Origin of the sequence: Lachnoclostridium sp. Marseille-P6806 (assembly GCF_900625025.1) — a bacterium.
Lineage (GTDB): Bacteria > Bacillota > Clostridia > Lachnospirales > Lachnospiraceae > CAG-791.
Map to the genome: position 1 here is coordinate 1 of NZ_LR130580.1, position 13,027 is coordinate 13,027.

Consider the following 13,027-nt stretch of genomic DNA (forward strand, 5'->3'; position numbering starts at 1 on the left):
TAGCTTCTGAAACCGGTCTTCCTCTGACATCATATTTTCTCGGAAATGAGGCCATAAATAAAATGCTAAACCACAGGTTCTAAACCGTGGTTTAGCACTACTTTTTTTCTCAAGTCCGAAAGACAGGGATTATATCGAACGCACATTCGGGTGTCAATCGAAAAATCGAACATATTTTCGGAATGTATGTTTGTTTTATCTCCCTGATATGCTATAATTGGCACACGGACGAGCATCCGCCCCATTCCACGCTTCAGAGCACGGAGGTAAACACCGCATGACAAACGGCCGCATCACACAGAAACAGACCGATATTCTGGAATATATCAAGGCAGAGACGCTCCGGACGGGATATCCGCCCACCGTCCGTGAAATCTGCGACGCCGTACATCTTAAATCCACCTCCTCCGTTCATTCCCATCTCGAGACGCTCGAGAAGAACGGCTATATCCGCCGCGATCCGACGAAGCCCCGCGCCATTGAGATATGCGACGACAGCTTCCAGATGGTCCGGACGGAAATGACCTCCATCCCGGTTGTCGGACAGGTGGCCGCCGGAGAACCGATCCTCGCCGAGCAGAATATTGACAGCTACTATCCTCTGCCGGCCGAAATGGTTCCCCGCGGAACATCCTTTGCCCTCCGGGTCAGAGGCGACTCCATGATCAACGTCGGCATCTTCGACGGCGACCTCATTTTTGTGAACAGCTGCCAGACGGCGGAGAACGGCGAGATCATTGTGGCTCTTGTGGACGATTCCGCCACCGTCAAGCGTTTTTTCCGTGAAAAGGGACATATCCGTCTCCAGCCGGAGAATGATGAAATGGAGCCCATTATTGTGGACTCCTGCGTCATACTCGGTAAGGTATTCGGTGTCTTCCGCATCATGCGCTGATATCCGGTTAATTAAAATACCTGTTCCCATAGTTTACTCCTTGATTGCTGCTTCAATGGCTTCGATATCGACCGTGCCGGAATCGCAGTTTACCCATAAGAGCGCATCATCCGCTTCGTCAAGCTGTGTGCTGAGTGCGCCGTTTCCGTGCCAATGTACCGTTATTTTTACACGCGGATCTGCCGCCGTTTGAATACGATAAGCAACGCGATCGTCCTTGTGCAGACGGAGAAAGATTCTCTCGCTTTTAGGCTGCGGCCCCCCGCCGTATCTGTTCCAATTACCTGCGCCAATGTGGCCATCCACAAAAAGAAGCGTTGCATGGCTGGTTCTGCGGAAATCGGCACCGGTTTCCCTCTCGCTGCAGATTTGCTCTGCGTCAAAAGCCTCGGCAGGAATCCAAACCGGCGGCCGCCGCAGCAGTGCGTCCGGAATTTCAGAATGGAAAGTGCTATTGCGGATGCTCGCAATCAAGTTATCGAAAGCGGCAATGGCAGCCGTGCGGTATGGCTTTATCCCGCCGTCGAGATAGTCCAGAATTTCCTGCCATCCGTCGGGCTGTGCGAAAGTCACGGGCGAATTGGACGTTTCCATCTTTTTATACGACCAGAAGCACCAGCCAATGCCGAGGCGTTCGTACATAGGAAAAGCCGTCGTATACCAAGACAAATTATTTTCGCCTCCCTCTCCCATCCAGAGCGGAACGTTCAAGTGTTTTGCGGTTTGCAGGAACGGTGCAAGGCTTTCCTCGTCCGGGGTACTCCAGTATTTGTGGAATTGCAGCATGATATTGTTAGCAGCTTCTTCTTTCGTCAAGCCGTCAAAGACGGAAAAGTCCGTTGCCCAATGCACCCCCTCCAAAATGATGAGATGCTTAGTGTCGATTTCCCGAATCGCCGCAATCAAGCGGCGGTAAAGCGGCAGCAGCTGCGGAGTGTATTCGCTGAAAAAGTTCGGCAACGGCTCGTTGAGCAGATCAAAGCCTCCAACGGCGGGCTCTTCCCGATAACGCCGCGCCAAAAGCCGCCACATTTCAACCAGCGCGTCCTGATGCTCTTCGCTTGTGAATAATTCCGGTCGGTCGTTTTCGCTGTCGTCGATGTTCTGCCCCGTTTGGCCACCCGGTGCACCGTGCATATCGAGAAATATGTAGATTCCGTGCCGTCTGCACCATTCGACACAGGAATCAACGGAATGTACCGCCGCACGGAAAGTAACTGCTCCGCCGGGCACAATCTCAAAAAGCAGACGAGAGTTGAGTGCAAGCCGCACGGAGTTCATCCCCTGCGTGACAATCCACGCAATATCCTTCTCTGTGATATAGGACGCATAATAGCGTTCCCAAAACGATGCGGCATACTCCGCGCCGCACAGCTTTTCTACCAGCGCCTCTATCCTGCGCGGCCGGTCGCACTTTGTATAGAACTTCCACATATATCCTTCAGGCAGCAGCCAACCGCCGAAACCCATTCCACGCAAAAGCATCGGGCAGTCCCCCCGATACAGCTTTCCATTTTTTGCACGAAGAAATTCCATCGCCGTCACCCCTTTACCGCACCGTCCGAAATGCCTTTCAAAATGCGTTTTTGGAAGAACGCATAAAAAACAATGACTGGAAGTGCAGCTAAAATCAAAGCGCTTAAGATTGCAGTCCAATCGCTGCTGTATTGCCCGAACAGCGTGTTGGTCGAAAGCAAAAGAGTATATTTTTTGTTGTCGGAAATCATAATGAGCGGCAGGAGAAAATCATTCCAAATCCAAAGTACGTTGGTAATTGTGATGGTCGCGGTAATCGGCTTGAGCATCGGAAATACGATCTTGAAGAAACCCTGCAAAGAGCTGCAGCCATCAATTGCCGCAGCCTCCTCCAGCTCGACCGGAACGCTTTTCACAAAGCCATGGTACAGGAAAATCGCCATACTGACACCCAAGCCCGCGTAAACAAACGAGAGCGAAACGACGGAGTTTGTGATTTTCATTATCTGCGCAACACGATAAAGCGGAATCATAATGGAACTGAACGGAATCAGCATGGAAAAAATAAAGAGCTTCAGCAGAAAGCGGGATAACCGCGTTTTGGTGCGGCACAGCCTCCATCCCGCAAGCGCCGAAAAAAAAATCATCAGAGAAACACTGAGTCCGCTTAGGATCACCGTATTCAAAAAACTGCGCGTGTAGTGCATCTTGTCAAAGGTGCGGACGTAATTTTCAAGGTGCAGCTCTGTCGGCCAGCTCATCACGTTGATGAGCAGCTCCTGATTGCTCTTAAAGGAATTCATCAGCGCCATCAGCAACGGGAACAGTGTGAAAAGCGCCGCAACCGAAAGCAGTGTATAGACAATTATGTCCGAGAGAATTCCCTTTTTTTTCACAGCTCCTGCTCCTTTCTCCCGGTAAGTTTCAACTGAATTGCGGTGACGATCAGGACAATAAAGAATAACACCGTTGATTTTGCGGTGGCGTATCCGTAGCGAATATTTCCCCGGAAGGCTTCCTGATAAATGTTGATGGCGACGGATTGTGTGGCTCGTCCCGGCCCGCCTCCGGTTAGCGTATAGATGACGTCAAACACCTGAAATCCCGAATTCAGGGACCAGAAAACGCAAATAGTGATGGCATGAGAAATCAGCGGGAATATGATTTTCCAGAAATTCTGCCACGCATTTGCTCCATCGATTGCGGCGGCTTCCTTGAGATTCGCCGGAACGCCCTGCAGTGCAGCCATATAAATAATCATCAGGTAGCCGACAGCGCCCCACGCCGCGACGATAATGATTGCAATAAAGGAATAGTTGGGGTCACCGATCCACGAGTGATCCAGGAAGGACCAGCCCCAGTTGTCAGCCAGATAGTAAAGCACTTTCGTAAAAATAAACATCCACATATAGCCGCCAATGACCATGCTGATCATATTCGGCATATAAAACAGTGTTCGGAACAGCCCTTTCGCCCGTCGACAGCTCTCAATGGCAACAGCTAATGTCAAAGCGGCCACATTGGCAATAATCACACTTACAATCACGTACTTGAACGTGAACCACATAGAATCCCAAAAGTAATCGTCGGTCAAAAGCTCCAGAAAATTTGACGGGCCGACAAACTCATAGCTCTTATTCAGACCATTCCAGTTCGTCAGGGAATAATACATGCCGGAAATTGCGGGAAACAGCTTAAATGCAAGATAGACGATCAACGCCGGCAGGCAATAAAGCAGCAGACTGAGATTTCGTTTTCTTGCGTTTTTCATCGTGCCGGGCCTCCTTAATAAAAAAAGAGGGCAGGTATCACCTGCCCTTTGAAACCTTGCTTAATTTTGGGCATTTGCGGCCTGGAATGCGGCATCCAGACGTTCTACGATCTCGTCTACCGTTACGGTACCGACATAGTACTCCTGCAGCAGGCGGCCCTGCTCATCGGTAACGGAGGAAGGCAGCACCAGATCCTGATAGGCGCGGCCGGAGGCAACGTAGGCAGAGGCGTCCGAGACCCAGGAATATGCCTCATAGTTGTGGCAGGTTGCCAGCGGATTGAACGAGCAGGACTGGAACAGTGCAGAGGAATCGTTCTCGTCAAGTACGTAGTTGGCAAACTTCAGCGCCAAATCCAGCTCCTTGCTGTCGGGATGAACGGCAAGCGTCGTGGATGTGGACAGATTCACGCGGGTGCAGCCAGGATCTTCATTGATCGGCAGCGCGAAAACGCCAAGCTGCATATCCGGGTTGGTGGTCATGATCGTGTTGGAGGCCCACGTGCCCTGAACAAACATCGCAGCCTTGCCCATTGCGAAGTCGGCGGCACCAGCCTCGGAACCTTCCTCCATGGCACGATCCGTACCGTTTGCCATAATCAGATCAATGACATCAAAAATCTCGCGAACCTCATCGTAGGAACCTTCATTCTTGTACATTCGTTCCAACCAATCCGGTAGCTTGCCGGAAACAATACCGCCCAGCGTCAGACCTGTCATGAGCTGCGGAACCCACTGCTCCTGGAAAGCCAACAGGAAAGGGGTATAACCCTTTTCTTTCAGCGTTTCGCAGATTGCCGTCAAATCAGACAGCGTGTCGGGCGCTTTCAGCCCGCACTCGGCAAAAATCGCCTTGTTATACAAAACGCCCCATGCCTGACTTTCAATCGGCACAGCCAGCAGCTTACCGTCAACGGAAACGGTAGCCTTTACATTCTCATAAATGACATCCGCAAGGGGCTCACCGGACAGGTCGTACAGATAACCGGCGTCGTTGTAGGTTCCGATGTTATTGCAGTGCAAGGTGTACAGGTCAGGAGCGTCGCCGCCGCTCAGCCGAGCCTGCAGGACGCTCTCATACTGGTCGGAGCTGGGCATTTCCAGATTCACTTTAACCTTGATGTTCTCCTCAGCCAGCATTTTGGCTTCGAACTGTTTTGCGTAGGTTTCCCACTGGTCCATAAACTGCGGGAAGCTCATCATAATGTTCAGCTCTGCCTCGCGCGGTTCGTCCGTCGCTGCGCCGGAATCCGACACGTTTTTTGTGCCATCAGGCACAGAGGAATTGGTTTCCTGTGTTCCGCCATTGCCGCAGGCAGCAAGGGAAAAAAGCAAGCAGACCGTCATAAGAATTGCGATAATCTTTTTCATTATTGACCCTCCTGTTTGATGATTTGGTTATTTTGCTATAATTAACCATACATCCAACACGGGGAAATAGCATTTTCAACTAAAGAGTTGTTTCCTTGTCACTTTTTAATCCATCTCGGATTTCTCCCGGCGTTTTGCCATAATATTTCTTGAAGGTTTTGTAGAAATGTGCCAAGTCATAGTACCCGACCATTGCCCCAACCTCCTTGATGGGTGCTTGATAACACGTAATCAGCTCATACGCCCGCTTCATACGCAGAGAAGTCACATATTCAGTGAAGCCCTCCTTGCGATGGCTTTTAAACGCCTTGCTCAAATACACCTTTGAAACGCGGAAAGCGTCTGCCGTCCGCTCCAGCGTGATACCCGTCGCGTAATTCTCCTGCACATATTTGCAGACGGCATCCAAATCCAGTCGACCGCGGCTTTGCTGATGCCGTTCAGCGGCGCGGACGACGCTGAGATACAACTCCTTCAAAAAATGTATCAGCTCCCCGACGGAATTCTCCCGGCTGAACACAAAAATCGGTTCTGTCGAACCGAAGGCCTCGCTCTTGTGCAGACCCACCGATTCAACGTAGACCTGCAGCAGGTATAGCATGGAATAGTAAACGCCAATCATTACTGTAATCGCAGGTTTTTCTCCCTCATACCTCAGAATCACGTTTTGCAGATCCTCGAACTGCTGTAAAATGATGCCGCAATTTCCTACCTGCAGCGCCGCTTCCAGCCGCTTGCGAATACTGCCGTAGCAATCCTCCCAGCCGTTTGCAAAAAAACCCGCCTGCATGATGGGCCTCGCGACCTCCTGCCGGTCGAGTTCCTCGATGCACCGCAGGAGCTGCTGGTGCAATTCCTGCATCTTTACGGGCTTAAGAAGATAGTCTGTAACCCCCAGCTTCAGCGCACTGCGCACGTAAGCAAAGTCGTCATAACCGCTGACAATCAGAATTGGGACATTGTAGTTCTCCGCACGCAGCTGCTGTACCAGCTCGATACCTCCGATGCGCGGCATTCGGACATCGGTAATGATAATGTCGGGGAGAAGCTTGTGAATCAGCTCCAATCCTATCTCACCGTCGGTCGCTTCGCCAACCACGGCAAGGCCAAGCTGCTCCCATTGTCCCAGCCTTAAAATGGCCCCGCGTGTCCATGGTTCGTCATCAATAATTACAACCTTTCGTATCATCCGCTGACCTCTCCTTCCAGCACCGCGGGCATCAAAACCCGAATTGTCGTCCCGGCCTCCGGCGAGCTGGCAATCGTAACGCCGTGCATTTCATTCTGGCTGCGCAGCCGGATCCTTGCATGGACATTCGCCAGACCGATGTGTGAGCCGGATTTCAGTACCTGCGTCGTGTCCTGACGAATTTTTTCCCGCAGCTCATCCAGGCGCTCCTTTTCCAGTCCAACGCCGTTGTCCTTCACCAGAATGAGTAAATCACTCTCCTTTGTGAGACTGCTCTCAATTTCCAGAAGCCATGGCCCCTCCTTTTCCGGCAGGCCGTGCTCAAAGCTGTTCTCTGCCAGCGGCTGCAAAATCAGCTTGGGAATCAGGCACTTCTGCGTTTCCGGCGCAATACTCAGCTTCAGATGAACCCGGCCGTCAAAGCGCTCGTTTTGTATTATGACATAGCTTTGCAGATAGGTAATTTCCTCTTCCAGAGCAATCATTTCTTTCGAGAAATTCAGGCAGTAGCGCATAATATCGCTGAGTGCCAGTGTGATGGAATAAATCTCCGGTGCACCCTTTTCCAATGCCATCCCACCGATCACCTGCAGCGTGTTATACATAAAATGCGGATTGATTTGCGCCTGCAGCGCCCGCAGCTGTGCGTTGCGTTTTTCAATTTTGGCCTGATACTGCTGCGCGATCAGCTCCCTGTTGCGGGCAATCATATGATTGAAGCTGTCCTGCAAAATTCCGATTTCATCCCCGCGGTTTTCCAGAATGCTTCCGGAGTATTCATTCAGCGTGACGTTCTTCATCTCGGAGGAGAGCTGGCGGATCGGGCGGCTGACCGCCTTGGAGTATACAGTCGAGCAAATTATGCTGGCCATGACCGCAACGACTGCAACAAGAATACAGCTTGCAACCGTTGGGTACAGGGCATCCACAATGGTCTTGTTCGGAACCGTCAGCAGCACCTGAATTTTTCCGTTATTAACGCTGCGATAGAACCAGAACTGTTCATTACAGGACTCCTCCTTCCGTTCACCGGAGGCAAGCTCGCTGCGAACCGCTTCTACTGTCCTTGAATCCATGTTCCACGTTGTTCCGTAATCCGCCTCAAGAAGCTCGTTCTGGTCGTTAAAAACAAGGATCGTTTCCTCTGGGACGGTTTTTATTTCATCCAGTATATTCTGTAGCTGATAAGGCCGGAATCTTGCAACAACAACGGCGATTGGAAGCTTATCATCAAACCGATGGATTTGATGAATGGCCAGCAGCTCGTTTTCTTCCCTCATAAACATGAGATTGCTCTGTAAGCCTTCGTCCCGGGCAAACCAGCGGTCCAGTTGATTGCCCCGAACATCCAGATGCGCTCCCGAACGCGCGGCAACCAGAACAGAATCGTCGGAAAGGTTGTGGATTTCGATGGAATTAATGCGGCTGTCCATGCTGATCAGCGTGTTCATCAGTGTGATAATTCGCCACTGCGCAGAGTAATTAAGCGTCTCACCCTTAACACACCACTGATAAATGTCATTTTTGACCGCTTTATCGACCTCAAAATCGTAAAAGCGGTCCTGTATAGTGTTCATATCCAGCGACAGCCGGTCCTGCAGCCACCCACTGCTCATGCGGTGGTCGTAGATGATCTGATCCCGCATGGTCTGATAAGTAATCGTCGTCGCAACAGCTGCAACCAGAATGATTGGCAGTAATGTAAAAATAAGCATGGAAATCAGGATTTTCTTGCGAATGGAAATGTTCTTAAACTGTTTCACTGTACAAATCCTCGCACTATTTCGGCTTGTTATAATTACATTATATTAATATCACAAAATTTCTCCATTCAACCAGAAATTAATTGTGTATTTTTGCTTTCTTTTGTAATTTTTTATACTTTTTTGTTAAGCCTGCCCAAATCCGCCCAATTATTTTCTTATACGAGATTTTTTTGACAAAACGAAAGAACAAATTGATACAATGACTTTTTCCAATGGTCTGGCATACTGAAACTGTCCCTTCCATAATTCAATTCGCAGCTGAAAGGAGTATTGCCATGAAAAAATCGATCAGCATTATCCTTGCTATTGCACTGCTATTCTTTGCATTTCCTGCAGCGAACGTACACGGCGAAACCGGCTCGTCAATGTCCATGCTTCACACAAGCGGAAGCCGCATCGTAGATGAAGCGGGAAAACAAATTACCCTCCGAGGTACAAACCTTGGTGGATGGCTTATGCAGGAAGGCTGGATGACGCCCCTTGGTTCAGGCGAAATCGATCATTCCTTTATTGTTAACATCACCGCAAGCGCAACCAATGGAGACCACGTTGCATCCAATGCAATCGATACAGTTACAACCGATGAAATTACAACAAACAATATGTTTACTTATTGGCAATCCACCTCCGCACAGGCGGAAAACAGTGCAGAGCTGCTGATAGAGTTGGATAAGATACGCTACTTTGACAGGATTGTGGTCGAAACCGGCCCTGCGCATACCGGCGACTATCTTCGCGGTGCTGTTGTGTGGATGAGCAACAACTGGACGGACTGGTTTTCTGCGGACACGATCACCGTTGATGAAAGCAAATCCAATGAGGGCATCGTAACGATTTTGACCGGAGATCAGTCGGCAAAGTACATTGCCATTCGCCCCGGCCGCGCCTCAGAGGACGGTCAGTACTGGACGGTTGCAAATATCAGCTTGTGTATGACCGACGAATACACCGTGCGAAACCATCTGATTCGCCGTTTTGGCGAAACCAGAACGAACCAAATGATTGCAACTTTCCAGAACAACTACATTACGGAGACAGACATTCAGAACATTGCGAATATGAATATGAATTTCGTCCGAGTCCCTGTATACTGGATGGATTTCATGCTGAAAGACGGTACCATGAGAACAGATCCATACAATGGCTTCGCAAAGCTCGATTGGCTTTTGAATGTTTGCTAACAGTACGGAATCTATGTTCTAATTGATTTCCACGGCGCTCCCGGCGGTGTCAACTGCTGGGCAAGCTGCGGTCAGGCAAGCACAATTCCCACGGAACTGTATACCGGAAATACAGACACAGTTGCATGGAATCAGTCAGTCGTCCTGAATATTTGGAGTGCACTGGCGACCAGATATAAGGATAATCCCACCGTTGCGGCCTATGGTCTGCTGAATGAACCGGTTTTGAACTTTGATGCCAATCCTGCCTATGAAAACCTGAAATATGGCTTCTACGACGAAATCTACAATACCGTCCGCGCAATTGATACCAATCACATCGTAATATTTGAGGAATTTATGGACTGGAATGTTGCAACAAATCGTCCGGAAAGAGCCGGATGGACAAACTATATGTTTGATAAGCATCCGTACGATATGCCAAATCGCCTTTCGTGGGATGCCCAGAAAAATCTTGCCAATACTACCGTTTCAACGATGTCTGCGATACAGAATCAATGGAATGTCCCGCTGATTGTCGGTGAGTTCTGTCTTTATTACTTCTCGGATATTTGGGATGATTTCCTGTCTGATCTCAATAAGAACCATATTTCTTGGGCCAACTGGAACTATAAGGTAAGAGGAACAATTTATGAAAGCGGCGGTGGCAACTGGGGTTACTATAATACCTGGGATGGCAGTGACCCGGATTTGATGCACGATACCGACGCAGAGATCGAAGCAATCTGGGCGGCGACCAAAACGAGCGAGCATTATCAGGTCAATACACCACATATCAATATTGTTTCTGCCAGAGCAGACGGCAGTACCAACTATCCTTACGTAGCGCTCGACCGTTCTCCATGGACTGTTACCGCCAGCAGTTCCTCTCTTCTTCCCTATAATCCGGTTTCTTATATGATTGACGGAAAAAGTACAACTCGCTGGAGTACCGGCACGGCACAAACGGAAGGTCAATTTGTGCTCGTGGATTTCGGCCAGCAGGAGAATTTTGATAAGATCGTCCTGGAGCATGACGGAAATGATTACCCTGGAAGCTATCAGGTCGAAATTTCGCAGGACGGAATAAACTTTACACAGGTAGCACTGAATAATATCCATATTGGTTTTGGCCCCAAAATGGTTCTCCTCCCAAGCATCCCACAGACCGCCCGATATGTTAAAATCAGCTTGACCGGTCCCCACACGATCAACAACTGGTGGTCTATCTGCGAGCTGAATATCCTATGGAGAAACGTAAATGGCTGAAATAACCATATGATGACAAATTCATAATCCAAAAAAAGGATCCCTCAGGGCATCCTCCGTAAGGAAGATGCCCTGAGGGATCCTTGTGTCTCAGTTAAGCACAATCATTGAGGTTTCTGTGTACATGAGTAATATTTCTAGCTGCTGCGCCGCAGGCTCTCCGGGTCGATGCGGATGCCGTCGCCCCAGATGCGCTCCAGATCATACAGAAGACGGTTTTCGCCGTCAAAAATATGGACGATGATATCGCCGAAATCCAGCAGAACCCATGAGGCGCTGTCGTAGCCCTCCACCTGCCTGCACAGGTAGCCGGAGCGCCCGAGGAACTCCTGCACCCCGTCGGCCAGCGCCTGAATCTGGCTGGTATTGGTTCCGTTTGCGATGATAAAATAATCTGCAAGTACGCTGACATGGCTGATGTCAATGACGCGGATCTCCTCCGCCTTGCGGTTTTCCAGCGCTTCCATGGCGATACATGCCATTTCACGGGATCTCTCCCGTCCCTCTTCCTCTCTCTGATTTTCTGTCATGGTCATATGTTTTCCTCCCTTTCAGGCGCAGAGCCGTCTGTTCTGTACGGCGCTGCCGCATGAACCCGGCTTCTGTAATAATCATAGGTTTTCTGCGTCATGGAATCAACTGCGGCGCCGGAAACGCGCAGATAACGCAGCGTATCGCTAAGAATCATAATCAGAGCTTCATCCGGATCCCGGAAAGCTGCGCTCCGGATCTCCGGAAGACGCTGCGCCGCATTTCTTCCCGGCTCAATGTAATCGGCAATAAAAATGATTTTTTCCAGCAGCGTCATGGCCGGACGCCCTGTCGTATGCCATGCGATGGCGTTTAAGATCTCCTCGTCCTCCACACCGTATTCCATGCGGGCCAGAACGCGGCCCGCCTTGGAATGAAGCAGAGCCGGATTGTTTCTCTCCGGCTCGCTCAGCGGCATCCTCGCCTCGATGCAGATCGTCCGCATTTTCTCTGGGCTCATACATTTTGCGCAGTCATGAAGAAGTCCCGCAAGCTCCGCCTTTTCCATATCCGCGCCGCAGCGCATAGCCAGAGCGGCGGCGGTGCCGGCGACTCCCAGCGTATGGATGAAGCGCTTGTAATTCAGCTCCTTTTCCAGTCTTCGGATCAGTTTTACCCGCTGCTCCTTATCCATGGTACAATCCTCTCGCGCGGATATAGCGCTCAACCGCCTCCGGGATGCGGTAACGGACGGAGCGGCCGCTGCGCAGCGCCTCCCGCAGCTCCGTCGAGGAGATCGGAATATCACGCATCGGCAGTACGGAAATCCTTGCGCCGTACTGCTCTTTCAGCTCGGCGGCCGCCTCCTGAAGCGCTTCCGGGCTCACCTTATCTCCGCGCTCGACCGCCAGAATACGGCAGGCGGAAAAAAGACGATCCGGCCGATACCACGATGCCATCTGGAGCACGCTGTCCGCGCCGCAGAGAAAGCAGAATTCATTGTCCGGCTCCGCCGCGCGCAGCGCCTCCATTGTCTCACAGGTGTAGCTGTTCCCCCCCCGGCGAATTTCCAGATCCGATACGCTGAAATATGGATTTCCCTCTATGGCAAGGCGGCACATTTCCAGTCTGTCCCCGGCCGGCGATACGCCGTCCTCACGGCCCTTTTTCAGGTAAGAGATGCCGCTGGGAAGAAAGCGAACCTCATCCAGTCCCGCCGTATCTCGAACACATTCCGCCAAAATCAGATGTCCGATGTGAACAGGATCAAAGGTACCTCCCATAATTCCGATTTTTTTCATCTCATTCTCACCCTGCAAAGCAGCCCGCTCAGTCGCCGGAGACAACGGTTTCGCGCGTTCCCGGCAGCACGATCACCGGTTTATCCCTGTCCGGGCGGTACAGGATAAAGCGGCGTCCGATGACTCTTACCACCGTCGAGCGTGTGCGTCCCGCCAGCTTTTCCGCGGCATCCCGGGGCGTCTCCGGCGCGGTCTTGAGCACAGCCCCTTTCAGAAGCTCCCGGCCGTGAAACGCCTCGTCGGCGGACTGCACCGCTTCCGGGCTCACGCCGTTCTTGCCGATCTGCACGATGGGCTCCAGCTCATTGGCAAGGCTCATCAGATATGCCCTCTGTCTGCTGTTCAGTTCCATAATCAT

General features: G+C 50.9%; 13 protein-coding genes. 3 read left to right on the top strand and 10 right to left on the bottom strand.

Annotated elements, in window-relative coordinates; genetic code table 11:
• Positions 1-277 precede the first annotated feature (277 nt).
• The gene (gene lexA / locus E0E20_RS08790; RefSeq protein WP_130837842.1) at positions 278-895 is read left to right on the top strand and encodes a transcriptional repressor LexA; all 618 of its coding nucleotides are present in this window, start codon (positions 278-280) and stop codon (positions 893-895) included.
• Positions 896-928: 33 nt separating this feature from the next.
• Here the strand turns inward: lexA and E0E20_RS08795 are convergent, their stop codons facing one another.
• From E0E20_RS08795 to E0E20_RS08820, 6 genes are all read right to left on the bottom strand, one after another.
• A complete protein-coding gene (locus tag E0E20_RS08795) occupies positions 929-2,431 on the bottom strand; it encodes a glycoside hydrolase family 5 protein (protein ID WP_130837843.1) in 1,503 nt (500 codons plus the stop codon).
• Positions 2,432-2,436: 5 nt separating this feature from the next.
• A complete protein-coding gene (locus tag E0E20_RS08800) occupies positions 2,437-3,267 on the bottom strand; it encodes a carbohydrate ABC transporter permease (protein WP_242622736.1) in 831 nt (276 codons plus the stop codon).
• Positions 3,264-4,142 (bottom strand): carbohydrate ABC transporter permease, encoded by an 879-nt coding sequence (locus E0E20_RS08805; protein WP_130837844.1) that lies wholly within the window; start codon positions 4,140-4,142, stop codon positions 3,264-3,266. The genes E0E20_RS08800 and E0E20_RS08805 overlap by 4 nt, the downstream gene beginning before the upstream one ends.
• Positions 4,143-4,202: 60 nt before the next feature.
• Positions 4,203-5,513, bottom strand: coding sequence for an ABC transporter substrate-binding protein (locus tag E0E20_RS08810; protein ID WP_130837845.1), 1,311 nt, complete (start codon positions 5,511-5,513; stop codon positions 4,203-4,205).
• A 79-nt stretch (positions 5,514-5,592) separates the two neighbouring features.
• Complete coding sequence (locus E0E20_RS08815) at positions 5,593-6,702, bottom strand: response regulator (protein ID WP_130837846.1); 1,110 nt, start codon at positions 6,700-6,702, stop codon at positions 5,593-5,595.
• Complete coding sequence (locus E0E20_RS08820) at positions 6,699-8,465, bottom strand: sensor histidine kinase (protein WP_130837847.1); 1,767 nt, start codon at positions 8,463-8,465, stop codon at positions 6,699-6,701. The genes E0E20_RS08815 and E0E20_RS08820 overlap by 4 nt, the downstream gene beginning before the upstream one ends.
• Before the next feature lie 278 nt (positions 8,466-8,743).
• On the opposite strand from E0E20_RS08820, the gene E0E20_RS08825 reads away from it, so the two are divergent.
• Entirely contained in the window at positions 8,744-9,649 is a 906-nt protein-coding gene (locus E0E20_RS08825; protein WP_165444045.1) for a discoidin domain-containing protein, read from the top strand.
• Positions 9,650-9,874: 225 nt separating this feature from the next.
• Positions 9,875-10,897 (top strand): discoidin domain-containing protein, encoded by a 1,023-nt coding sequence (locus tag E0E20_RS08830; protein WP_130837849.1) that lies wholly within the window; start codon positions 9,875-9,877, stop codon positions 10,895-10,897.
• Between the two features lie 137 nt (positions 10,898-11,034).
• Here E0E20_RS08830 and rsfS read toward each other — a convergent pair whose 3' ends face one another.
• The 4 genes from rsfS to E0E20_RS08850 are packed head-to-tail and all read right to left on the bottom strand — an operon-like array spanning position 11,035 to position 13,021.
• Positions 11,035-11,427 (bottom strand): ribosome silencing factor, encoded by a 393-nt coding sequence (gene rsfS / locus E0E20_RS08835; protein ID WP_442911479.1) that lies wholly within the window; start codon positions 11,425-11,427, stop codon positions 11,035-11,037.
• A 2-nt stretch (positions 11,428-11,429) separates the two neighbouring features.
• On the bottom strand, positions 11,430-12,062 hold the full coding sequence (yqeK, locus tag E0E20_RS08840) for a bis(5'-nucleosyl)-tetraphosphatase (symmetrical) YqeK (protein ID WP_130837851.1): 633 nt from the start codon (positions 12,060-12,062) through the stop codon (positions 11,430-11,432).
• A complete protein-coding gene (gene nadD, locus E0E20_RS08845) occupies positions 12,055-12,669 on the bottom strand; it encodes a nicotinate-nucleotide adenylyltransferase (protein ID WP_130837852.1) in 615 nt (204 codons plus the stop codon). Before nadD ends, yqeK begins: the two co-directional genes overlap by 8 nt.
• Positions 12,670-12,697: 28 nt before the next feature.
• Positions 12,698-13,021 (bottom strand): YhbY family RNA-binding protein, encoded by a 324-nt coding sequence (locus tag E0E20_RS08850; protein WP_242622737.1) that lies wholly within the window; start codon positions 13,019-13,021, stop codon positions 12,698-12,700.
• Positions 13,022-13,027: the final 6 nt, after the last annotated feature.

Coding starts and splice junctions, on each gene's coding strand:
- E0E20_RS08815 (WP_130837846.1), bottom strand. CDS start 6,702: ATGATACGAAAGGTTGTAATTATTGATGACGAACCATGGACACGCGGG.
- E0E20_RS08805 (WP_130837844.1), bottom strand. CDS start 4,142: ATGAAAAACGCAAGAAAACGAAATCTCAGTCTGCTGCTTTATTGCCTG.
- E0E20_RS08810 (WP_130837845.1), bottom strand. CDS start 5,513: ATGAAAAAGATTATCGCAATTCTTATGACGGTCTGCTTGCTTTTTTCC.
- E0E20_RS08795 (WP_130837843.1), bottom strand. CDS start 2,431: ATGGAATTTCTTCGTGCAAAAAATGGAAAGCTGTATCGGGGGGACTGC.
- E0E20_RS08850 (WP_242622737.1), bottom strand. CDS start 13,021: ATGGAACTGAACAGCAGACAGAGGGCATATCTGATGAGCCTTGCCAAT.
- yqeK (WP_130837851.1), bottom strand. CDS start 12,062: ATGGATAAGGAGCAGCGGGTAAAACTGATCCGAAGACTGGAAAAGGAG.
- E0E20_RS08825 (WP_165444045.1), top strand. CDS start 8,744: ATGAAAAAATCGATCAGCATTATCCTTGCTATTGCACTGCTATTCTTT.
- lexA (WP_130837842.1), top strand. CDS start 278: ATGACAAACGGCCGCATCACACAGAAACAGACCGATATTCTGGAATAT.
- rsfS (WP_442911479.1), bottom strand. CDS start 11,427: ATGACAGAAAATCAGAGAGAGGAAGAGGGACGGGAGAGATCCCGTGAA.
- nadD (WP_130837852.1), bottom strand. CDS start 12,669: ATGAAAAAAATCGGAATTATGGGAGGTACCTTTGATCCTGTTCACATC.